Source organism: Paenibacillus methanolicus, from assembly GCF_008124765.1.
GTDB classification, from domain to species: Bacteria; Bacillota; Bacilli; order Paenibacillales; family Paenibacillaceae; genus Paenibacillus_Z; species Paenibacillus_Z methanolicus.
Genome location: NZ_VNHS01000002.1, coordinates 758,913 through 783,206, shown reverse-complemented (window position 1 = coordinate 783,206; position 24,294 = coordinate 758,913). Strand labels below are relative to the sequence as shown.

Annotated in this window: 15 protein-coding genes; 13 read left to right on the top strand and 2 right to left on the bottom strand. The window is 59.1% G+C overall.

Annotation, left to right across the window (positions count from 1 at the left end):
• The first annotated feature begins 2 nt into the window (after positions 1–2).
• Positions 3–5,384 carry a beta-ketoacyl synthase N-terminal-like domain-containing protein gene (locus tag BCM02_RS08420; protein WP_187434080.1) on the top strand — a complete coding sequence of 1,794 codons (5,382 nt, stop codon included), beginning with the start codon at positions 3–5 and terminating at the stop codon, positions 5,382–5,384.
• A gap of 102 nt (positions 5,385–5,486) precedes the next feature.
• On the opposite strand, the gene BCM02_RS08415 is transcribed toward BCM02_RS08420, so the two are convergent.
• Entirely contained in the window at positions 5,487–9,377 is a 3,891-nt protein-coding gene (locus tag BCM02_RS08415; protein ID WP_187434079.1) for a BREX system ATP-binding domain-containing protein, read from the bottom strand.
• A gap of 295 nt (positions 9,378–9,672) precedes the next feature.
• Between BCM02_RS08415 and BCM02_RS08410 the strand changes: the two genes are divergently transcribed.
• The 11 genes from BCM02_RS08410 (at position 9,673) to BCM02_RS08360 (ending at position 22,152) form a co-directional block, all read left to right on the top strand.
• Positions 9,673–10,611, top strand: a complete 939-nt coding sequence (locus tag BCM02_RS08410) for a ring-cleaving dioxygenase (protein ID WP_148928597.1) — start codon at positions 9,673–9,675, stop codon at positions 10,609–10,611.
• Positions 10,612–10,654: 43 nt separating this feature from the next.
• A complete protein-coding gene (locus tag BCM02_RS08405) occupies positions 10,655–10,888 on the top strand; it encodes a DUF896 domain-containing protein (protein ID WP_148928596.1) in 234 nt (77 codons plus the stop codon).
• 65 nt (positions 10,889–10,953) lie between these two features.
• Complete coding sequence (locus BCM02_RS08400) at positions 10,954–11,361, top strand: DoxX family protein (RefSeq protein WP_148928595.1); 408 nt, start codon at positions 10,954–10,956, stop codon at positions 11,359–11,361.
• A 150-nt stretch (positions 11,362–11,511) separates the two neighbouring features.
• The gene (locus BCM02_RS08395; protein ID WP_148928594.1) at positions 11,512–12,534 is read left to right on the top strand and encodes a hypothetical protein; all 1,023 of its coding nucleotides are present in this window, start codon (positions 11,512–11,514) and stop codon (positions 12,532–12,534) included.
• 462 nt (positions 12,535–12,996) lie between these two features.
• Positions 12,997–14,478 (top strand): sensor histidine kinase, encoded by a 1,482-nt coding sequence (locus BCM02_RS08390; RefSeq protein WP_148928593.1) that lies wholly within the window; start codon positions 12,997–12,999, stop codon positions 14,476–14,478.
• A 9-nt stretch (positions 14,479–14,487) separates the two neighbouring features.
• Entirely contained in the window at positions 14,488–15,195 is a 708-nt protein-coding gene (locus tag BCM02_RS08385; protein ID WP_148928592.1) for a response regulator transcription factor, read from the top strand.
• A 148-nt stretch (positions 15,196–15,343) separates the two neighbouring features.
• The gene (locus tag BCM02_RS08380) at positions 15,344–16,810 is read left to right on the top strand and encodes an S-layer homology domain-containing protein (protein WP_148928591.1); all 1,467 of its coding nucleotides are present in this window, start codon (positions 15,344–15,346) and stop codon (positions 16,808–16,810) included.
• A gap of 334 nt (positions 16,811–17,144) precedes the next feature.
• Positions 17,145–18,668, top strand: coding sequence for a spore germination protein (locus tag BCM02_RS08375; protein ID WP_148928590.1), 1,524 nt, complete (start codon positions 17,145–17,147; stop codon positions 18,666–18,668).
• On the top strand, positions 18,665–19,864 hold the full coding sequence (locus BCM02_RS08370; RefSeq protein WP_148928589.1) for a Ger(x)C family spore germination protein: 1,200 nt from the start codon (positions 18,665–18,667) through the stop codon (positions 19,862–19,864). The genes BCM02_RS08375 and BCM02_RS08370 overlap by 4 nt, the downstream gene beginning before the upstream one ends.
• A gap of 235 nt (positions 19,865–20,099) precedes the next feature.
• Complete coding sequence (locus tag BCM02_RS08365) at positions 20,100–21,233, top strand: GerAB/ArcD/ProY family transporter (protein ID WP_148928588.1); 1,134 nt, start codon at positions 20,100–20,102, stop codon at positions 21,231–21,233.
• A gap of 124 nt (positions 21,234–21,357) precedes the next feature.
• Positions 21,358–22,152, top strand: coding sequence for a Nif3-like dinuclear metal center hexameric protein (locus BCM02_RS08360; protein ID WP_148928587.1), 795 nt, complete (start codon positions 21,358–21,360; stop codon positions 22,150–22,152).
• A gap of 123 nt (positions 22,153–22,275) precedes the next feature.
• On the opposite strand, the gene BCM02_RS08355 is transcribed toward BCM02_RS08360, so the two are convergent.
• Positions 22,276–23,784 (bottom strand): glycosyltransferase family 4 protein, encoded by a 1,509-nt coding sequence (locus BCM02_RS08355; RefSeq protein WP_187434078.1) that lies wholly within the window; start codon positions 23,782–23,784, stop codon positions 22,276–22,278.
• 257 nt (positions 23,785–24,041) lie between these two features.
• On the opposite strand from BCM02_RS08355, the gene BCM02_RS35190 reads away from it, so the two are divergent.
• Positions 24,042–24,281 carry a hypothetical protein gene (locus BCM02_RS35190; RefSeq protein ID WP_187434077.1) on the top strand — a complete coding sequence of 80 codons (240 nt, stop codon included), beginning with the start codon at positions 24,042–24,044 and terminating at the stop codon, positions 24,279–24,281.
• Positions 24,282–24,294: the final 13 nt, after the last annotated feature.

Below are 24,294 nucleotides of genomic sequence, written 5' to 3'. Positions count from 1 at the left end.
TCATGGAACAGATGTTAAACCGAATGCTATGGGGACAGCTTCATGCGGCCGGCTTTTTCGGGCGGGGGCGCGACCCTCGCTCGCTCATGGAGCAGTCGAATGCATTGCGGGCGCCTCACCGGCGGTGGATGCGCGAGAGTCTGGACGTCTTGACGCGCGCGGGCATTCTCGTCCGGACGGATGGAGGCTACGCCGCCGCGGAGGCAGCTCCTCCGGATGTTAGGGAGCTGTGGGCGCAGTGGGATCGGATGAGCGCGGGGTGGCTCGCGGATCCGGATTTGTCGGCGCAAGCGCGTCTTGCCGAACGGACGCTGCGCGCGCTGCCCGATATTTTGGCCGGACGGGTCAAGGCGACGGAGATTCTATTCCCCGGCGGAACGATGGAACTCGTGGAAGGCATATATAAGCACAATCGGACCGCCGACTACTATAATGGCGTGCTGGGCGACATGGTCGAAGCGTACATGGAAGAGATCGCGGCGGAGCGACGGACGTCTGGCACCGCAGCTCGCTTAGGCATACGCATTCTCGAGGTAGGGGCCGGCACGGGAGGGACGAGCGCCGAGGTGTTCCGCAGGCTGCGGCCCTATCGGGATCTCGTTCAGGAGTATTGTTATACGGATATGTCGAAGGCGTTCTTGGCGCATGCGAAGCGGGCGTACGGCAGCGAGAATCCCTACTTGAACTGCCGCATTATGAACGTCGAGCTCCCGTACGGGGAACAAGGATTGGAATGCGGCGCGTACGACCTTGTCATCGCGGCCAACGTGCTGCATGCGACCGTCAATATCCGCCGGACGCTGCGCAATTGCAAGGCGGCCTTGAAACAGAACGGGCTGCTGCTGCTGAACGAAATTACGTCCAACACCGTTTTCGCCCATGTGACGTTCGGGCTGCTGGACGGGTGGTGGTTGTACGAAGACGAAGCGATCCGCATTCCGGGCTCGCCTTGCTTAGGCGAGGCCGAATGGAAGCGGGCGCTGGAAGACGAAGGCTTCCGTTCCGTGCTGTTCGCGGCGGACGGCGGCAAGGGGCAGCAAATCATCGTCAGCGAAAGCGACGGTTTCATTCGGCGGCCGGCTGCCACTTCGCGGCCGGCGGAGGGCTCGCCTTCCGGGGATAAACAGGCGGCTGGACAAGTCGCTGCATCTGACAGGAACGCAGCTGCCGGGACGCCAGAACGGTCGGTCGATGCAGAGGGATCCGCATTGCAGGAGCGCCCGGGCGCGACCGTAGCTTCCGCTGATTTCACGCGTTCCCGGTCGGCCGAAGTTACGCCGGACGAAGTTCGCGCCTACGTTCGGACGGCGATTCGCGAACAGCTGGAGCAGTCGCTTCAGCTGACCGATGACATGATCGACGATGACGACGCCTTCTCCGATTACGGTTTGGATTCAATTACCGGCATTCAGCTGGTCAAAGGTCTGAACCAGGCGCTCGGCTGCAAGCTGTCGATCACGGATATCTTCGACTATAGTTCCGTGCATCAATTGGCCGGCCACCTCGTCGAACGCTATGCCTCCGACATCAGGCTGCCGATGCCTGCGGAGAGCTGGGGAATCGAGGAGGCGGCAGCTGCCCGGGAATCGAGTTTGGGCGACGAGGCTAACGCGACCGAATCGAGCTTGGCTGCCCGGCGCGCGGCAGCGGCTTCCGATGTTCGCGCCGACCAGTCGCAGGTAACATTCAACGAAGCAACGGGCACTCTGACAGGGACCGCGCAGGGGCAGTCAATGTCCGACGGTTGTATAGACGCGGAGATTCCTGCCGAAACGGCCACGAAAGCCGATGCGAGCACAGATGCTCGCGAAGACGTAGGCACTGCTTCAACTCGAGTTCCGGCCAAAGGACCGATCGCCGTTGTCGGCATGAGCGGCCGTTTCGCCGGGGCGGAAGACGTCCATCAGCTGTGGGCGACTCTGGCGGCGGGCGATGACTTGGTGAAGGAAGCGACCCGATGGGATCTTAGGCGGGCGTTCCCGAAACGCGAGCCGTTCGCGCTGCATGGCGGCTTCCTGGAGCGAATCGACGAATTCGACGCCGCATTCTTCAATATTCCGGGCCAAGAGGCGGATTACATGGATCCGCAGCAGCGCATTTTCCTGGAGGAAGCGTGGAAGGCGCTTGAGGATGCGGGCTATGCAGGCGATGCGATAGAAGGCCGACGCTGCGGCGTCTATGTCGGCTGCCAGAACGGCGAGTACCATCTGCTCTATGGAGAGGACGCCCCGTCGCAAGCGCTGTGGGGAATGTCGCCTTCGCTCATTCCGTCGCGCATCGCCTATGTTCTTGACCTGCAAGGGCCGGCGATCGCGGTGGATACCGCGTGCTCAAGTTCGCTCGTGGCGATCCATCTGGCCTGCCAAGGGCTGTGGGCGGGCGAGACGGAGATGGCGCTCGCCGGCGGCGTGTCGGTTCGGCTGACCCCGGATTTCCATGCGACCGGTTCCAATGCCGGCTTGCTGTCCGAGCGTGGGCGCTGCTTCGCGTTCGACGACCGCGCGGACGGGTTCGTGCTGGGCGAAGGCGCGGGCGCCGTCGTGCTGAAACGGCTGGAGGACGCGATCGCGGACGGCGACCATATTTACGGCGTCATACGGGGCTCGGGCATGAACCAGGACGGCAGAACGAACGGCATTACCGCCCCAAGCGCCAAGTCGCAGGAGCGGCTCGTTCGCGGCGTGTACGAGGATTTCGGCATCGATCCGACCACGATTCAGCTTGTGGAAGCGCACGGGACGGGCACGCAGCTCGGAGATGCGATCGAGATCGAGGCGCTAAGCCGCGTATTCCGCTCATCTACGTCGGCGACCGGAATTTGCGCCATCGGGTCGTTGAAGTCCAATACCGGCCATACGGCAACCGCTTCCGGCGTGGCCGGCTTGATCAAGCTTTTGCTGTCCATGCAAAAACGCCAGATGCCGCCGACGCTCCACTTCGAGAACGGGAACGCGAATATCGATTTCGGGAAGAGCCCGTTCTACGTCAATACCGTTCTGGCCCCTTGGGAGGCCCCGGCGGGAGCGAAGCGCCGTGCGGCGCTCAGCGCTTTCGGGCTGAACGGCACGAACGCGCATCTCGTGGTGGAGGAAGCGCCCTATCGGCCTTCTCCGATAGCGGACGGCGGGAGCCGGCTGATCGCGTTGTCGGCGAGAACGCCGGATCAGCTGCGCCTGCAAGCCGAGCGTCTGGCCGGCTACATTCGCCGGGAGCAGCCGGCTGGATTGGCGGACATCAGCTTTACGCTCCTTACGGGCAGGAAGCATCTCGGACATCGTCTAGCTTGCGCCGCGCGGACGCCGGGAGAACTGCTGCATCGTCTCGAACATTGGCTGGCCGGGGGAAGCGGCGGGGATGTCCACGTCTTCGATGGGGTTGTCCGCGGCGGAGCCAAGGATGAAGCCTCGCTCCGGTTGGGCCGCGATTGTCTGAGCCGATGCGTTGCGATGCCAGACGGCGAAGCTCGCGACGAATCTCTTCGGACGCTCGCGCGTCTCTATGCGGAAGGCTGCCCGCTGTCTTACGGAGAATTGTTCCGCGGCGGGCGCTACGCGCGCGTCCCGCTGCCGGTCTATCCGCTGGCGAAGGACCGGCACTGGCTGCCGGAGCAAGAATCGGAGCGCGGTTCCGCTCGCGGCGCTTACGCGGCGGAACCTGTCGCGCAAGAACCGATCGCGATCATTGGCACGAGCGGCTCGCAGCCGTTCGTCGCGGACGCGAACGAACGAGGGTTTCAGCCTCAGGTTGGAGAAGTTAACGCCGCCGCATGGGAAAGGTTCGATCCGCGGATCTTCGGTTTGACGCCGGAGCAGGCCGCTCTTGCGGAGCCGCATCATCGGCTGGCGTTAATGCACGGCTGGAAAGCGGTCGAGGCTGCCGGCTGCGCGCCGGGCGCGCTTGCGGGCAGCCGAACGGCCGTCTTCGTCGGCATGGGCCGAGGCGCGGCTGTCGATTCTTCTCGGCGCCTAGCTTTAACACTCAGCGACGAGCTGGATGCCGATTTGCCTACGCTGAACGTGGCCAATTGGCTCAGTTGGCTGCTCGATCTCCGCGGTCCAAGCGACGCGATCGATACGGCCGGCTCGAGCGCGCTATCCGCCATCGACCGCGCGGTTAAGGCCATTCGCGCAGGCGAGTGCGAAACGGCGCTCGTCGGCGGAGTCGACGCTAGCGCCGGTGTAGCGCAATCCGTCATCGGCATTCAGGAGACTGCCGCGACAAGCGAAGGCGGAAGCGGCTCCGTACAGGGCGGTCAAGAAGGCGTCGTGATGCTGCTGCTGAAGAAGCTTAGCGCGGCGGAGCGCGACGGGGATCCGATCGTCGGCGTGATCCGGGCTTCGGTCGCGGGCCACGGCGGACGTTCGCAATCCTATGCATTGCCAAGCGCGACCGCGTTGTCCGAGCTGCTAGCGACTGCTTACGACCAAATCGGTATCGTTCCTTCTGCGGTTGCTTACGCGGAGCTGGATAGCACGGATTTCGATTCGGTAGGCAAGAAGGCGCTGCAAGACTTAATGGGAGAAGCATTCGGCGAGATTGGTCGTACAACCGGAGACGTTGGTCGGCAGGAGTCGCAATATGGTATCCGCACGACCGGCTATGCTGGTCATGCGGCCGGTATGGCGAGCGTCATGAGCGTGCTTCAATGGTTGGCGCATCAGCAGGAAGCTGACCGTACCCAGACGTCGCAAGTATCTGCAGCGAAGTCCTTCGATGCTGAACGCGCGTTCGCGAATCGGAATGAACAAGACCAGGCGGGACCCCGCCTGGCAGGCGTAACGGCAATCGGGCGCGGCGGAGTATTTGCTCACGTCGTGCTGGAAGCTTACGAGCCGAAACCGCGTGAGCCAAGAGCCAGCGTCATTACGCCGGATCAGCCGGGCGTGTTCTTGTTATCGGCGATGGACGAGGACGCGCTCAAGATCCGGGCCGCCGAGATGCTATCGGCTGTCTCGACGCTTCCGGAGGAGCGGATCGACGACGTGGCGTTCACGCTTCAGACAGGCAGGGACGCGCTGGACGCGAGACTTGCGGTCGTCGCCGGCTCGTTACGAGAATTAAGCGCTATGCTAGACGCATTCGTATCCGGCAAATCCAGACAGGAAGGCGTCTATTGCGGTCAAGTTAGCCCGGACAACGAGGCGGTACGCCTGTTGGCCGCGGACGACGAGGATTGCAACGAGCTCGTGAGCCGGTGGCTGACAAAGCGCAAATTCGATCGTCTGCTCCCGTTATGGGTGCATGGACTCCACGTCGATTGGACAGGGATGTACGGAAGCGGCGATGCACGGCCTGGCCGGCTCTCGCTGCCGACCTATCCGTTCGGCGCGATGCGCACATGCACGGCGGAGTCAGCTGCCGCCGTGCATGCAAGCGCTCTGTAACGGTTCTGATTCGCAATGCAAGAAGGCCTGAGCGGCCGTCCTTCAAGGACGACTCGCTCAGGCCTTTTTATGTTCCATATATCCCATAGTCGCTCGCATTCGTTACGAGGAGCGGCCATCCAGTTGCCACATAATCGCTTCCGTTCGCGACGCTTCGTACGGCATATCGAGCTTGCGGGCATACTGCAGGCTGCGTTTCCACAGTTTGCGCGCGCGATCGCGGTCGCCCTCGTGCCAAGCGATCGCCCCTTCGCAGGCGTGGAGACGAGGGAGCGCGATCGGGAACGTCTTGGCGAACCGGCGCAGGATGCCGATCGCCTCGTCCATCGCGGAGCGGCTCTCGCTCCGATCGCCGCTCTCTTGCTGCCACAGGTCGATCAGCGTCTCCGCGAGCGCGGCGTATCCGTCGAACGAATAATACGTCGTTGCCGCGGATTGGTTGGTCAGCGTTAATCCTTGGCGGGCATAGCGCTTCGCCTCGTCGAGACCGCCGGCGCGTAGATGGACGAGCGCGAGCAAATTGTGCAGGCGGATCTCCTCCGTTAACCCGATATGGATCGGGATGAGCGCCTCCGCTTCGGACAGCAAGCGCAGCGCTTCCGGCGGCTTGTCGTTGTAGATCGCGTTCTCCGCTTGCGCCAGAAGCCCCCAGGATTTGGCCTGCGCGTTGCCGCTAAGACGGCCTGACTCGTAAATTTTCGCCGCGAGCGCCGTGCTTGCCGGGAAGTCCGCGTGGTGGTAAGCCAGCGCTTTGACCATCAGATAGGAACAAGCCTCCCAGTAGCGGCGATTGCCCATTTTCTCGTAAATGTCCATCGCGCGGCCGGAATAGTCCATCGACTCTCTCCACTGGGCGGTGCCGGTGAAATAAAGCGAAATGTTCATGCGCACCCAAGCTTCGGCCGACAGTTCCTCGATTTGGTTCATCGTCCGAAGCGACTGGTTGATATAGGCTTTCGCGAGCTTATGCAAAGACATAATGCCGGCCGTGACGCACATGTTGCTGGAGATCTGGGCCAATTCCGGCGAGATGCCGGCACGCTCGGCCAAATTCAGGCCGTGCAGCGTATGGTACAGATTATCGCCCGGCTTGTTCACGAAGAACGCGATCTCCGCCAGACGCCAGTAACACCGCGACTGCTCCAGAAGCAGCTCTCTTCGGCTTTGCGAGAAGGGGCCGACCAGACGCTCCGGGATAACGCGATGCAGCAGCTGGCGAGCCGCCTGCCTGGCGATGTCCCGCTTGAAGCGGCCCGGCGTTGAAGCGGGCGGCCGCCCGTACAGCGTAAGAGCGGCGCATAGCTGATCCGAGGCGTTGGCCATATCCCCAATGCCCATATAGGCTTCGCCGAGCATGCGGCGCCACTTCGCCATCGAGGCGGACGATTCGGCGAACGCTTCTCCGCCGACGAGCGCGGTGAACGCGCCAACCGCTTCCTGATAGGCACCCGTCCGTTGGGCCTGCAATCCGACTCTCTCCAAATAGTAGGCGGTCTTGTCGGTTTCCTCCGCCTTCGACCAGTGGTAGGCGAGCAGACCGAAATACGGCGACAGGTCGGAATACTGCGATTCGTACCAGCTGGCGAGCGTGCCGTGCAGCTGCTTGCGCTGGGAATGCAGCAGCAAGTTATAGCTGACCTCTTGCGTGATGACATGCTTGAACAGGTAGGTAAGCTCCGTATCGGACGGTTCGCGCAGCGTAAGGTTCGCTTCGGTCAGCGTCTCCAGCAAGGCCAGCAGCTTCTCGCCGCCGCCGGCGACGGGCATCGTCCCGTCCAGCGCCGAATAAGTGAAGATGCGGCCGATAACGCTGGCGACCTTCAAGACGAGCTGTTCCTCCTGGGGCAGACGGTCGATGCGGCTTCGGACGATACCTTGGATGGTCGTCGGAAAGTGCACGTCTGACAATTCATCCAAATTCCGCAGGACGCGGCATTGGCCGTCGCGGATCTCGAGGACGCCGCTGTCGCGCATCGCGTAGGCGAGTTCTTCGCTGAAGAACGGATGGCCTTCCGATTTGCTCAAAATAAACGCGCCGACCTCGTCCGGAAGCCGCTCGACGCCGAGCCGGTCGGCGATGAGCGCGAGCGACTCGTCCCGCGACAGCTCCGCTAGACGCAGCGTAAGGGCGGACGGCAGCTGCAGGCTTGCCTGTTCGCCCGCTTCCACTTGCTCGCTCTCCGGCCGGGAAGCGACGATAAGCAGCGCCTGAGGCAGCGCGCCAGCGGCTTGCAGCAGCAGCGACCAGGACGAGGAATCTGCCCAATGACCGTCGTCGAGCACGATAACGGCACGCTTCTCGCCGGCGAATTGGCCGAGGAGACGTACCATTAATGCGTGCGCGTTATCCGCTCGGATTTGACCGGTCATCGGTTTGGTCCACGCATTGTCCGCGATCGCGAACGGCAGCACCGGCGTCAGCAGGGGGGCCAAATGCTCGAGGTCGGGAGCGGAACGGCGAATCGTGTCCAGAACGGCCAGCAGCTTGGCGTCTTCCTCTTCGGGAAGCGCGTCCAATCGCAGCAACGCATGAAAAATGCTCCGCCACGGATAATACGGGGTTAACTGCTCGGCGGCGTCCGCGGCGCCCCGAAGGACGGTCATGTCTCGGGCAGTCGCCTCGCGCTGGACGAACTGGAGCAGATGGGACTTGCCGATGCCGGCTTCGCCGATGAGGCTAACATAGCTGCCGCTTCCTTGCGCGAGCAGGTCAAGCCGCTGTCTCAGCTCGGCGATCTCGGGCTCCCGGCCGACGAGCGTCTGTCCGCTGCTCCGGGCTTCGCCCGTTAGGCCGAGCGGCGTAAACAACGGCTGAGGTTCCTTCAGCCCCTTCAGCATGACGGGCGCTTCTTCCCGGAACCATACGCCGCCGCCGGCGGCTTCGCGCGTCACGGCGTCGCACCGGATCTCTTGTTCCGGCGCGTGCTGCATGAGACGGGCCGCCAAGTTCATGGCGTCTCCGAGCATCGTGTACTCCCGCTTGACGGCGTTGCCGATCGAGCCATAGAACACGAGACCGGTCGAAATGCCGATGCGATGGCCGAGGCCCTGTTCCTTCAATTGCTCCTGCATCGCGAGCGCGGCCCGGACGGCGCGGAACGCGTCGTTCTCGTGGGTATGGGCGGGAAGGCCGAGCGCGGCAATGAAGGCGCTGCCCTTATCGTCGTGACTGATCTTATGGATCGTGCCGCCGTGCAGCTTCATCGCCTGCTGGATGGCGATCGTCGCGGGCTGCAACTGCCCGATATCCAGCTGATTCGCGGGCTGCGTGAATTTCACGAAGAGCACCGTAATGAGCCGAAGCTCGGCGGACCAGTCGACCTGGGTGGCTTGGACGGTATCCGGAAGGATGGCGCCTTCGTCTTGCTTCGTATCGGATTCAAGCTCGTCGTGCTTCTCCTCGGAGAAGAAGGCGCTTCCGGCTTCGGTTAGTTCCGAAGGATAGCGCTTCCCAATTAACGCGCGAGCTTCCGGTGAGAGGAGGACTCGGCCCGCTTGGGCGTAGGCGCTGCAGGCGCGAATCTGGGAGAGCGCTTCGCCGGCCAGCGCGAGTTCCCATTCATTGTCCAGCCCGCCGACAAGCGCGCTCTCGATATCGCCTGCCCCGATGCTCATCCGAAGCGAGAGCAGGAGCCCCGGCAGCATCTCCCGGTCATGCAGCTGACGCTGCAGAAGCAATCCGCAGCGGGCGGCCGAGAGAACGGCTTCCTCCAGCGAATGCTCGTCCGGGTCGACGGTCCAGACGGCGAGCAGGGCGTCGCCGGCGAACTGCACGACCTCGCCGCCCATGCGATCGATGGCCGAGAGCATGCGGTCAAAATATGTATTCAGTAATATAGAGATTTGTTCAATGCCGGCTGCTCCCTGCGCGGTAAGCTGCTTGCTTAAGGAGGTGAAACCGTAGATATCGATGAACAGCGCGGCACCCGGGAACTGCATGCTGCGCGGCTCCATCCAGGATGAAGAATGGTCGTTCTCTTGATTTAGGCTCATATGGTAGCCACGACTCCCCGGTAGATTGATAGATACTACTATTATGACATCAATCGACATAAAGCGGGAGGGGGGCAACGAGAAAAAGAAATCAGCCGAAAACGATAGTCAGGCGTCGGCTATTAGGTGGGCGGTAATGTAACGCACGCAAAAGCGAAAAGAAGGTGTTGACAATTGATTCAAAGTAAAGTATCTTTAATTCAAGATAATTAAGCCAAAGACAACGACGAGCGGACACGACGACGAGGCGATAGATGAATAACCAAAACGAACCATATCAAGGGAGCGATTTAGGATGACGAACCGGACGGCAGGCATTCACCACATTACGGCTTTTGCAAGAAACCCGCAGGAGAACGTCGATTTCTACTCGGGAGTGCTCGGACTTCGCCTCATTAAGAAGACGATCAACTTCGATAATCCGCACACGTATCACTTGTACTTCGGCGATCAAGCGGGCATGCCGGGCACGATCATCACGTTCTTCCCGTATCCGCATGCCCGGCAGGGGCGCGTAGGGGGCGGGCAGGTCGGCGTCACGACGTTCGTCATTCCGCAAGGCGCGATGACTTACTGGGAAGAGCGGCTCGCGCTGCTGGGCGTGAACGCGACGAATACGGAACGGTTCGGCGAGACGTACTTGCAGTTCTCCGATCCGGACGGCTTAAGACTGGAACTGGTGGAGCGCCAGGAAGGCGCCGCGGCCGCGTCGACGAAGGGCGGAATTCCGGCGGCGATGGCGATCAAAGGCTTCGGCGGCGCGGTGCTCTACAGCGTGGATCACGCCTCGACGATGCGGACGCTGGAGCAAGTGCTCGGTTTCGTCAAAGTCGGCGAAGACGCGAATTACGCCAGATTCCAATCGACGGCCGAACTCGGCAACCGCGTCGACGTGCCGCTTCGCGACATGGAGTGGGGCGCAAGCGGCGCAGGCACCGTTCACCACATCGCATGGCGCGCCCGGGACGACCAGGACCACGAGCAGTGGAGGAACATCGCGATCGAGAACGGGTTCAAGGCGACGCCGATCGTGGACCGCAACTATTTCAAGGCGCTGTACTTCAGGGAGAACGGCGGCATTCTGTTCGAGATCGCGACCGATCCTCCGGGCTTCGCGCGGGATGAAGAGCCGGAGAAGCTCGGCGAGAAGCTGATGCTGCCGGAATGGTTCGAGGGGCAAAGAGAAGAGATTGAAGCGAATCTGCTGCCGGTTACGACCGTAGCGCCTTATTAAGTTAAGATAAGTTAAGTTAAACATTCATGGAGAGGTGACCGATATGAGAATCCCGGTTTTGGATCGTATTAACGAATTGAGCCGCATGCAGAACGGCGGAGGATTGACGGAAGAAGAGCGCCTCGAGCAAGCGAGCCTTCGCGAAGAATATTTGGGCTATATCCGAGGACAGGTGAAAACGATGATGCGCAGCGTGTCCGTCATGGATGAACACGGCAAAGACGTCACGCCGTTGAAACTAGCCGCCGAAAAATTCGCGCAGGGCGATCATAACTAAATACTCACGCCAAATATCTCTAAATAAAGATTATTAAAATAATACTAAAGAGGAGTTGTATTCAAATGATGGATTTCGGATTATTGATCGTTCGCGTAGTGGTAGGGGTACTGTTCGTCGGGCATGGAGCGCAAAAACTGTTCGGCATGTTCGGCGGCTATGGGCCGAAAGGAACGGGCGGTTGGATGGAGTCGGTCGGCATCAAACCCGGCGTCGTCATGGCGATAGCCGCCGGATTACTGGAGCTGGCCGGCGGGGCATTGTTCGCGGCGGGGCTATTCACGCCGGTCGCCGCGGCTTTCATCGCCTTGACGATGATCGGCGCGATCGTCAAAGTGCACGGGCGCAACGGTCTGTGGTCGACGGCCAATGGCTATGAATACCCGCTTGTCCTGCTCGCCGTCGCGATCGGCGCGGCGCTGACGGGCGCCGGCGAGTATTCGCTGGACGCGGTGTTAGGACTGTTCAAATAAGTCTGATATTGCATGCGTACGAGACGCGTATCGAATCCATCCGGAAGACGCATATTATCGATGCATAAGGAAGGCGCGTCCAGGGTATTGCAACTTTAGCGCTTCATAATCCGTCTAAATAGCTACTTTGTTGGATGTAGGAGGGTTCGTGTGGAAAGACAAACGCAATGGCGTTCTTACGCGGCGCCGTTCATGGCGATCATGCTTGCCGGCGCGCTTCTAGCGGGCTGCGGGAAGGAATCTAATCCGCAGCCGGATGGCGGTACGGCAAGCAACGGGCAGACGGGCTCGTCCGACAGCGCGACGACGAACGAAGGCGATGCCGCGAACGACCCCGATGGCGCCGATCAAGGCGAGACCGATCGGATCGTCTCCGAATATGAAGCGCTGCGGACGAAGCCGGCGAACGCGGCAGATCGCTTGGCATTTCTGAATGCCAACCTGGCCAAGCTGCCCAAGGACGCGGCGGACCGGATCATGCGGGACATGCTGGCGTTCTACGACAAGGATTTGGAGCCGGCGCAGCAGCGGCTGGCCGATCAGCGGATCGACGAACAGCTGGCGGCGATCGAATGGCCGATCACGCCGGAGAAGTTGAATCAGGTGACGGACGAGAAAGCTAAGCAGGCGATCAAGGACGTGTGGGCGCAAGGGTATAAGCTGGAGACGACGGAAGGGACGATCTTCCCGATCGTGGATTACGGCTTGCTGAAGAAATACGAAGGCGCGCTCTCGCCGGAGCTGTCCGCCTATATCGGGCTGCTGGCGCTCGAATCGGACGAGAAGTCGGCCAGCGACGCGGCGCTCGTCATCAGCTGGGATCAGCTTGCCGAGCGCGCGCTCGCCTATGAGGTTTATTCGAAACAATATCCCGATGCGCCGGAGACGTCCCAAGTGAAGCAGCTGTACCACAATTACCTGTCGATGTACCTGTACGGGCTGAACAACACGCCAGCCTACGACTTCGAGACGTTCAAGCTGGCGGACGAGGTGAAAGCGAGCTACGAGAAAACGGCCGCCGAGCATCCGGACACGAAGACGGGCGAGATCGTGAAGGGGTTTCTGGCGGTGCTGGAACAGCATGATTGGCAGGTGTTCGTCAACAAGAACGGCGAGCAGGCCGACGTGCCGGAAGTGAAAGCTTACCGGGAGAAGGTACTGGCGGAATTGTAAAAGGCGGCGGCATTCCGTTAGCGGCATTCAAATCCCGCGCCGGCGCGAAGCCCCATTTTCGCGGGAGGATCAACAGATCAAGCGAGCCGTCGCTTGGTCTTTTTTTATGTCCGTATGCTAGAATGGAGTGGATTCCCGTCATGATTAAGGCGTTTCAGGCTAAGGCCGGACAATCGGCCTAACGATATTATAGGAGGGATATGGATATGTTGGCTATTTTCGAACAAGCGGAGCGCGGCTATACCGCTCGTTTCGAGCGGCGGTTCCATTATCAGACGGAGGACGTCTGGGCAATGCTGACGGATAACGGGAAGCTGTCCCAATGGTTCGGCGAGCTGCGGCGTTGCTGGACGACCGGGCGACGCCGCAGCGCAAGGAAGCGTGGGCGGAGCTGTATGAGGAATACGGAAACTGACGGGACCTTATCTCGCTTAAGCAAACGAAAAGAAGGAGGATGTCCGCGTGTCGATTCGGTTTCGGCTGCTATTCTCGTTGACTTCGGTCGTCATCGTCTCGGTGACGCTGTTCATGCTGGCGGCATACCTGTTGTCCGTCGCGGCGACGGGCGATTACCGGAGCGTGCGAAGCTTTTATACGATTCATTATTCGCTTCATCCGTTATCCGAGGAAGAGGAGAACATCTTTCTCGATCTCAAATATTTGGCCAAGCATGATCCCGTCAAGCTGATGGAGCCGGCGCTGCTGAAGGATTACGATGCCCAGCTCAAAATGGTGCAGGCCGGACTACTCGTCCGCAAGGACGACGAGCTGCTCTATGCGACGCCGAACATGAAGGAGACTGATTTCGCCGGCGCGTTGCCCGCTTACGAGATGGGGAATTATCGGATCCGCGAGACGATGAACGTCGGCAGCCGCTTTTTCGCCTATGCCAAATTCGATTTCTATTTCAACGCGGCGCAGAAGGAGAAGGGGAGCATCTTCGTCATTCGGGAACGAAGCCCGTTCGCGGAGCTGGTGCGACAGATGCTGCCCGTCCTCGTCGGCTTGTTCGCGCTCATCGTGCTGCTGACCGGCATCGTGCTGTACCGGTACGTCACGCGCAAAATCGTCCTGCCGCTCGAAGGACTGCGCAACTCCGCGGAACGGATCAAGGAAGGCGATCTGACCGAAGAACTGCGGGCGACGTCCAAGGACGAGGTCGGGCAGCTCATCGCAAGCTTCGACGAGATGCGGCGGCGGCTGCAGGAATCGATCCGATTGCAGCTGCAATACGAGGAGAACCGCAAGGGGCTGCTCTCGAATATCTCGCATGACCTGCGCACGCCGATCACGACGATCAAAGGGTACGCGGAGGGCATCCGGGACGGCGTGGCGCGGACGCCGGAGAAGCTGGACCAATACGCGCGCGCGATCCATACCCGCGCTTCCGACATGGAGCGCATGGTGGAAGAGCTGTTCTATTACTCGAAGCTGGACCTGAACAAGGAACCGTTCACGTTCGAGGAAACGGATGCCGCGGCGCTGGTGCGCGGATTCGTCGACGAGCATGCGATCGACTTCGAACGGGCGGGCATCGCGGTCGAATGGGAGTCGATGCCGGAGAAGCCCGTCTTCGTGCGGGCCGACCGGGAGAAGCTGAAGCGCGTCGTCCGGAACCTGCTCGGCAACAGCATCAAGTTCATGGTGAGCGAGCCGAAGCAGATAACCGTCGGCATCCGCGCGGACGACCCTCATAATCAGGTGGCCGTCATGATCGCGGACAACGGACCGGGCATCCAGGCGGAGGCGCTGCCGTTCGTGTTCGACCGGTTCTACCGGGCGGACGACTCTCGCACGCCGGGGTCAGGCGGCGGGAGCGGGCTGGGCCTGGCGATCGCCAAGCAGATCGTCGAAGGACACGGCGGGACGATCACGGCCCGCAGCGAAGAGGGCCAAGGAACCGCGATTTATTTTACGCTGCCAATCTTACAGAAACGCCGGTGATACGAACAGATGAAACGCATACTGATTATTGAAGACGATCCGTATATCGCGGAGCTGCAGAAGGACTACTTCGGTCTGCACGATATAGAAGCGGAGATTTGCCACGACGGCGGCGAGGGGCTGAAGCAGGCGCTTGCCGGCGGCTTCGATCTGCTCATCCTCGATTTGCAGCTGCCGGGCGCGAGCGGCTTCGAGATTTGCAAGCAGGTGCGGGAGAAGCTGGACATTCCCGTGCTCATCGTGTCGGCCAAGAACGAGGAAGTGGACAAGATAAGAGGGTTCGGGCTCGGCGCCGACGATTTCGTCACCAAGCCGTTCAGTCCGAGCGAATTGGTGGCGCGGGCGAAGGCCCATTTGGCCCGGTACGAGCGATTATCGGCCCGGGACCGGGGATCGGAAGCGAAGCCGGCCGAGTCCGAGGTGATCCAGGTGAGGGAACTCGCGATCCACAAGGCGGCGTACCGCGTCTTCGTGCGCGAGCGCGAGGTGCCGCTGACCGCGAAGGAGTTCGAGGTGCTGCTGTTCCTGGCCGAGCATCCGAACCGGGTGTTCAGCAAAGAAGAGCTGTTCGAGCGGATCTGGGGCCTTGCGTCCAATGGCGAGATCGCCACGGTCACCGTGCATATTTCGCGCATAAGGGAGAAGATCGAAGCCGACCCGTCCAACCCGCAGTTTATCGGGACGGTATGGGGGGCGGGCTACCGGTTCACGGTGTAGCGGGCTATCGGCTTGACTCGTTCACGCGATGTTTCGGACTTGTTTATAAATTGTTTAGATCTCCTTTGAAGCGGGTTTAGGGTCGTCCCTTATGATGAAGTAGTCAAGGGAAACACCACTAAATCAGAGCCGAGAGGAAGATGAATAGATGAAGAAGCGTAACCAGCAAGCAGCCATGATCGCGATTGCCATGATGATCGGAGGAGGCGCGTTGCTGCCGTTCCAGGCGCCGTTATCGGCGGCAAGCGCGAGCAACGCGACGTCGGTAAGCGTCGAGCAGGCGATGGCGAAACTGGCGGAGCAAGGCGTCCTGCAAGGCGGGGGCGACGGAAAGCTGCACGCGGAGCGGCACCTGACGAACGCGGAATTCATCAAGATGGCCGTCCTGGCGCTGGGCTTGAACGTGGAAGTCGCATCGGAGCTGCCGAATGCCAAATGGTACGACGTTTACGTGAGCGCCGCGCTCGCCGGCGGATTGCTGGCGCAAGACGCGCAATTCCAGCCGAACAAACCGCTCGCGGCCGCCGACATCGCCCCGATGATCGCCAAAGCGCTGCAGCGCGACGTCAAATCGGCGCAATATTGGATGGACGCTCTGCGCATCGGCCAAACTAACATGACGCGCGGCGAAGCGGCACAGCTGCTTCTTCAAGCGCAGCAAGCGGTTCGCAGCGAGCTTGCATCGATCGTCTCGGTCAAAGCGTTGAACAAAATCACGCTCGAAGTCGTATTCGACCAGCCGATGACGCTGGCGGACGAAGCGACGGCCGCGGCTCAGGCGAACTTTATTTTCAGTAACGGCCTGAAGCTCGTGAACCAGCCGCGATTGAAGACCGGATCGGTCGCGACCTATATCGTGCCCGTCCAAACGATGAAACCAGGCGAGAGCTTCTCGCTTACGTATAAAGGCAAACAAACATTCAACGTGACCGGCGGCGAGGAAACGATCAAGCTCAAGGATGTCCGCCAAGTGACGAACGATACGTTCGAAGTCAGCTCCCTGCGCGAGGACGGCGTCATCGACTACGGTTACGTGATCTCCGCTTATGCCGGCGGCCGCGGCGCCAATGCCATCGTGCTCGAAGCGGACAACACGTTCCAAGGCAAGCCGCTCCAAATCATCTCTTCTTTGGCGACCCGCCAAGCGGTGCTCACGCCGGAGAACGGCGCGCCGATCACGGTCAACTACGTCGGCTTCACGCAATCGACCGACGGCAAGCAGGAGCCGAAATTCCGTCTGCCGGCAGGCACGTCGCTTCAGCCGGGCGTAACCTATACGGTAACTTCCGATTGGTTCGAGCTGGCGAACAAGACGTTCACCGCTCAACAGATCGCCCCGCTCGCGATCGCTTCCGCGGCCAACATCGACGGCGCGTCGATCAGCGTCTCGCTGACGGCCGATCCGGGCGACGAGCTGTTCGCTTACCGCTCCGTGCAGCTGAAGGGCAAGGACGGCTCGGTACTGACGGCGCAATACCGCGTGCAGACGCGCAAAGGCGAGATCGGCATCTTCGATATCCAGAACGGCGGCAAGCTGGCAGCCGGCATGACGTACGACGTAACGCCGGTCGGCACGTGGGCGACGGCCAATGCCATCGTGCTTGACGTGAAATAAGTACTAATCGCTTGCGAGATCCAGCGATAGATCCTTACACCGAATCGAGCAAACCTGCGGTTTACTCGATTCGGTGTACTCCTATTTCCAGGACGGCAGCTTGACGTTCTCGATCTCACTGACCGGTCGTTCGGTCGCCAAGACCTTGTCAGACGTATGAAGAAACATATGAACCGCCTGGCTCCGCTTAACGCGTGCTTGGCGGTTTTTTGGCCTTCAGCGTAGGCGGGAATCCTTCGAATGCGCCAGCGGTGTCACATGGTCTTCTTCATAAATCTTTACATATTGGGAATATTACTAAAGACCGAAATACCTTTTACTTAGGGGCGAACTTATGCTGTTTCATCCATTCCGACGGAAAAATCAACCAACGTCTCAGATCCAAGCGGATGAGCATTCGAAGCCGCTGCATTCCTCACTCCAAGATAACCTGGAACTGTTCCGGACCGCGTTCAACAATAGCTCGGATCTTGTCATTCGAGAGTGGAGCCTCGGGGAGAAACAAAGCATCCATGCCGCCCTGCTGTTTGTGGCCGGGCTTGTTGACGATCAAATCGTTAGTCAGTTCATTTTGAGCCCCTTGCTTCCGAACTGGATCCAGCAGGAGGAACGGAAACTTGATATTTTCAAGCAGCATTTGTTGCCGATTGGCGGGATGCATGAGACCGATGATTTCGACTCCTTGCTAACCGGCCTATTATCGGGAAATACCGTTCTTCTGTGCGATCATTGCGACCGCGGCTTGCTGATCAATTCGAAAGGCGGGGATAAAAGAAGTATCGAGGAGCCGAGCTCGCAAACCGTCATTCGCGGACCAAGGGATGGATTTACGGAAAGCTTGACGACGAATATCGCCTTGGTACGCCGCAGAATTGTCAATGCCAATCTTTGGTCGGAGCAATATCGGATTGGACAGGTCACAAGGACGGAGGTGTCGATGCTGTACATGCACGGCATCGCCTCCAAGAAAATCATTGATGAGGTTCGTGCACGATTACAGCGAATCGAGATCGACGGGATTCTGGAGAGCGGATATATCGAGGAACTGATCCAGGATCAACACGTTACTGTGTTTCCTACCGTATACAACAGTGAACGACCCGATGTCATCGCCGCCGGGCTCCTGGAAGGCCGTGTTGCTATTGTCGTGGACGGTACCCCGTTCGTGCTGCTGGTGCCGGCTCTGTTTACTCATTTCTTTCAGGCTGCCGAGGACTATTACCAGCGCTTCGACATTTCGACGCTCATCCGTTGTCTTCGTTATTTCGGATTTATAATCGCTCTTCTGGGTCCATCCTTGTATATCGCGATTACGACCTTCCACCACGATATGCTCCCGCCGCAATTGCTGATCAGTTTGACTTCTCAGCGCGAAGGCATCCCTTTCCCCGCCTTCATTGAAGCATTGATGATGGAGTTGACCTTCGAGCTGCTGCGTGAGGCGGGTATACGGCTCCCTCGAGCAGTCGGCCAATCGATCTCTATCGTCGGGGCGCTTGTCATTGGTCAGGCTGCCGTAGAGGCAGGGATCGTGTCCGCGGCCATGGTCATTGTCGTATCCATTACCGCGATTGCCAGCTTCACCATGCCAGCTTACAATATGGCGATTTCGGTCCGGATTCTACGATTCGGGATCATGGGACTGGCAGCCGGCTTTGGCTTATTCGGCATTGTGGCGGGGGTAATCGCGACGATCCAACATATGTGCCATTTGCAGTCTTTCGGGGTTCCTTATATGTCGCCGCTTGCCCCCGTTAATAAGGCCAAACAAAGAGATACGTTCCTGCGTGCCCCGTGGCGGCTCATGCAAAAGACAGATAGTAACGCCGAGCCGAACAAAGAAAGGAGCACAAATTGAAACCTACCTACGTTTTCATGCTGCTCGTAATCTGGTGCTCGCTGTTATCGGGATGCTGGAACCGTCGCGAACTGAATGAGCTGGCCGTATCGGTTGCGATCGGAGTGGATAAAAAAGAAAAGGGAATTCTTCTATCCGACCAAATACTGAACGCAGGAGCAATCGCGCAGCTTGGCAGCAGCTACGCTACGGTTAATTTATTTGAGCAGCCAGGCTTGAGTTTTCAAGAGGCCGCAAGAAGGATGACGACCAAGAGCACTAAAAAAATCTATGTGGGCCAGTTGCAGATGCTCGTGCTTGGGGAGAGTTTCGCCAAAGAAGGGGTAGCGCAGGTGCTTGACCACATCTCCAGAGATCATGAGTACCGGAACGATTTCCTTGTAGTCGTTGCCCGCAAAATCAAAGCACGCGATGTATTAAAAATACTTACGCCGCTGGAGAAAGCCCCTGCAACCAAGCTGAAAAATTCGCTCGAGGTATCTGCCGCTGTATGGGGGGAGACATCCGCAGTCGAATTCCGGGCGTTTACTTCCAACGTCATCAGCAAAGGCAAAGAAGCCGTCCTGACCGGTGTTACAGTTAAAGGTTCCATCGAAAAAGGAAACGACATCGGCAATGTAGGCAAAATTTTCCCGGGCGCCCGCTTGGCATACGCCGGAGGACTTGCCGTATTTAAGCAAGATAAGCTGATCGGCTGGCTGAATGATAAAGAAAGCATCGGCTACAATTTCACGCAGGGAAATATTAAGAGCACCGTCTTGCTGCTGCCATGTCCGAATAGCAGTCGTGTAATCAGCGTTGAGTTGCTCCGCACCAAATCTAAGATGACCGCTTCAATTAAGAATGACAGGCCGCTTGTACAGATCGTCGTAAAAGCCGACGGAGTAGTGACGGATGCCCAGTGTCCGATTGATCTGACAACCCCTGCTACGTTATCTAAACTGAAAGAAGCATCAAACGCCCAAATCAGCAGCTATATTAAGGCTACCGTCCGTAAAATCCAGCAGCATTACAATTCCGATATTTTTGGATTTGGACAACTGTTTAGACGAAAATACCCCGAATACTGGAAAAAACACGAAAAAGACTGGTATGAGGTGTTCCCGACGATAGAGGTCAACATTCAACCGAATGTAAATGTCAGGCAGATGTATAAGACGACCAAGTCAATAGAAGAACGGATGAAGGGGGGGTGAAGCATGTGGGGTGTAACTGCTGTGCTCGCAGCTGGCGCAATGATCTTCGCATTTGAAGTTCCTGCGTTATTCGTTCGGCGTTCCCGGCGGGCGTGGGCAGCTTTTCTCTTCCTATTGACCGCAGGCATCTCTATTCTATTGTGTATTGCGGCAGGGGTTGCAATCCCGAGCCCGCTGGAGCCGCTGCGAATGATTTTCGAACCGGTCGGCAGAGCGATACGAGGGGAGTGAAGGAATGGAACAGGAACGAATCAGTGCCGCACAGTTCAAGAAAATGGTGTTCCTGTATACGATAGGCACCTCGGTTATCCTTGTCTCGAATATGCTTGCTTCTGATGCGGCGAATGATGCTTGGTTCGCAGCGATCGTCGGTACGGTGGCAGGATTAGGGCTGGTCGGGCTCTATCTCGCCCTGGTCCGTCTCGTTCCGGGAAAAACGCTCGTGGAAATCTGCTTTGTGCTGCTCGGAAAATGGCTCGGCCTGTTCTGCGCTTTCCTGTTGTTTGTGTATTCTTTTGTCTTGACTACGCTCGTCATGCGAAATCTGGGTGATTTCCTGACGGCATCCTTGTTCCCGGAAACGCCAATCTATGCCATCCATCTGGTTTATCTCCTTATCGTATTAATCGGCGTCCGCTACGGCTTGTCTAATATTGCGAGAACAATGGATATTTTTTATCCTTTCATCTTTTTATTGTTTATCCTATTCGCGCTATTGCTTATGCCGGACGTTGATTTGAAGCAAATACAGCCTATTCTGCGGAGCGGAGCAAAGCCAATTGTAAATGCCGCTTATTCCTACATCAGCTTCCCCTATCTAGAGTTTATCTTGTTTCTCATGATTTTCTCGAAGATTGAGAATGCAAGGGATGGCGGGAAGGCTTTCCTGAACGGTACGTTTCTTGGCGGATTCGTCTTGCTTATTATTACAATCCTATGTATAACGGTCCTTGGAACGGAGATGACCGCAAGCAATCTGTATGCTAGCTACGAAATGGCAAAAACGATTAAAATCGGTGATTTCATTCAGAGAGTCGAGGCGATCATAGCAGCCATTTGGTTCGTTACGATTTTTTGCAAGCTGCTTCTTTGTTTTTATATGACGATCCAGTCCTTCTCTCAAACCTTTCATCTCGGCGAGTATCGTCCTTTTGTATTTGCAATGGGGGTCGTTCTCTTTGCGATATCCATTATTGTCGTCCCAGACTCGGGATATTTCATTTCATTCGACCGCTACGTATGGACGGTATATGCCTTAACTTGCGGCTTCGTCATTCCACTGCTGCTGCTGGTGGTCGGTTTCATCAGAAGAAAACGGAATGTACAGGAGAGCGCATCAGGCGGACTTGACAACACGCCAGATTACTAACCGGCTCGTTTATGAGCCGGTTTTTTTGCGGTTCCTCCGGCATGGCAGGCGCTAAGCCGCCGAACTTCATGCTATGCTAGGATTTGACATTCCTAATCTCGTCTCATGAAGGAGGCACCATCCATTGAGCATCACCGTTCAAACGATTATCGACCGTCTCGTCGCGCCGGTCGGACCGCTGGAGCAGACGGTCGACACGCTGAAGAGCGGCAGCCCGGGCAAGCCGGTGCGCAAAGTCGCGGTGGCGATGACCGCGACGTACGCGATCATTAAGCAGGCGATCGACACGGGCGCCGATCTGATCATCGCGCACGAGCCGACGTTCTACAACCATCTGGACGAGACGAACTGGCTCGAGGGAGACCCGGTCTACGAGAAGAAACGCGAGCTGATCGAGTCGACGGGCATCGCGATCTTCCGGCTGCACGATTACATTCACGAGTACGAGCCTGACGGCATCCTCAGCGGCATGCTGCTGGAGCTGGGCTGGGACGCGTACGCCGATGCCGAACATCTGCACCTGCTGACGCTGCCGTCGGACGAAGCGGAGACGGTCGGCGCCGTCGCGGCCCATCTGAAGCAGCGGCTCGGCATCGACAGCCTGCTGCTGGCCGGCGATCCCGCCATGGCCGTCAGCCGGATCGGGTTCCTTCCCGGCGCGCCGGGCGGACGGACGCAGATGGACGTCCTTCGCCAAGGCGGCATCGATCTGCTGATCGCGGGCGAGACGAACGAATGGGAGACGAACGAATACGTGCGGGACGCGGTCGATATGGGGTTCGCCAAGGCGCTGCTCGTCACCGGCCACCAAAAAAGCGAGGAGGCGGGCATGGCAACCGTGGCCGCCATGCTAAGGGAACAATTCCCCGAGCTGCTCGTCGACGTGATTGCGAGTCCGCCGGCGGTCAGACGAGCGTAGCGGCCGCGAACCGCCGCGAGCAACGCTTGTCTTAAGAAGCTATCGCCGCTTCACCCTACTAACGGTTCACCTGACAAAGCCCTCGGCCAGACTCGCGTCATCGCGACTGGCCGAGGGCTTTCGTCATGATCTCGCATGCGCATAGTATATCGATTCATACGCGTCCGCTTCCGCGCCGACGTCCGGAAGCGGCATGGCGCGTATGTTGTCCTTCAAGCCGTTCAGCAGCGCCGGATCGCGCGCGACCATGCGGATGCGCTCGGCGAGATGCCGCGCGTCCCCGGCCCGGAACGTGTAGCCGTTCAGCCCGTCGACGATTTTCTCCGCCATGCCGCCGATATTCGACGTCAGCACCGGCACATGGGCGGCGAGCGCCTCGTGCAGCGCAAGCGGGTAATTCTCGTACCAGACCGACGGAACGGCGGCCATATCGGCCTCTTGATAAAGGCGGGGGATGTCGCCCTCGGCATAGGGGCCGAGGAACGAAATACGCGAATCGCGGGCGGCGGCTCGGCGAATCGCGGCTTCGTAGACGGGTTCGCCGGACCCGTAAATATGCAGGCGAAGCCGGCGCGAGGGAACCTTCGCCAAGGCGGCGATGAGTACGTGCACCCCTTTATGCTCGTTCAGCGATCCGCCGTAGATCAGCGTGATCGGACTGCTTTTCCCGTAACGCTTCGCATTGGGAACGACCGTCTCCTGACGGATGCCGTGCGGCAGCACCTCGATCGGCAGAGCGGGCAACGCTTGCTTGACGAAGGAGGCGAGGAAGACCGAAGGCGCTACGATCCGGCTTGCGCCGAGAAGCAGCGGCATCTGGGCGTTCAATCGGTCTGCGGCGTACGGGATCTGGCAGTGTGTCATGCAGGCTACCCCTCCCTCGGGTCCGGCGCACAGCTGCTTGTCGACCCGAAGCAGGTTCGACCGGGGGCAGGCGAACCAGAAATCGGTTAACGTCATGACGTAAGGGATGCCTAAGTTACGCGCCGCTTGCACGAATTCCATGCCGCGCATCGCATGTCCGACGTGCAGCAGGTTCGGCTGCTCGCGGATGAGCATGCTTTCCGCGAGCGCCAGCAGCGAATGATCCCCGAAGCCGGCTGCCTGCGCGGGATCCTGCCCGCGGTGACGATAAGCCAGCACCGGGATGCCTTCGAATTCGTATTCATGGCCCAGCACGTCGCCGAACGCGAGCGGCGCTTCCTCCGGCACGAGTCGGCTGTAAGCGGCGACCTTGACGCGGTGGCCCCGCCGCTGCATCTCCTTGGCCATATTCAGCACGAATTTCTCCGTGCCGGTGTAGGACTCGGGGAAGAAGCCGTGCACGAGATACAGGATGGACAGCTTCGCGCCGGACAGCTGGCGTTCGTTCGGAGGGGCAGGGACATAACGCGAAACTTCTGGCAAGCTCAAGGCGGGCACCGGCAGCGCGGAGATCGCGAATCGCGCTTGGCGCCGCTTCCGCGTCGCTGCCTTTAAACCTTTCAGGGATCCGGCGCCTCGTTTGGATCGTTTCGAGACCGCTTTGCGTCCGGGGCCGAATCTCGAACGTCCTGATACTACTCGTTTGCGCTTGGCTGCGGCGGCGATTAGGCGCTTGGCGGCCGGCTTGCGGTTCATTGTACGTGCCACGGGCGTTCTCCTTCCCATCAACATTTGCTTATGGAGGTAGTTCAATCAGTAGTGCCTTCACGCCACCTTCTCGGTGCCGATTGGTCGACTGTTGTACTCGCATGAATAGGTGTCCCGTTATCTTATGTACGGCCGCTCCGGTTGTCGAGGGCGTTCGCCTCGGGGGAGAAAATCCCGCCGCGCTCGGGCGGCGTACATAATTAAGGCCGGACAAGCGCAATTTACCATGTATAGACGCGTTCGAGAGGAGCATGGAGATGACGGCGCTTGGCGTTTGGACCATCGCTTCGATGGGATTAATCCTGCTGGCCGGGCTGGATATGCTGGTGTACGGGGAGAGCTTTTACAAGGCATGTTGGCATTTGTTGTTCGATTATACGCACGTACCCGCTTTCGTCATGATCGGCGCGGCTCTCCTGCTTGCGGGCTGGGGGGATGCGGGGGCAGCCGTTCTGCGACGCCTGCGAGCCCTGCGGATACGGGAAGAAAGGAAGTGATCTGAAGGTGGCG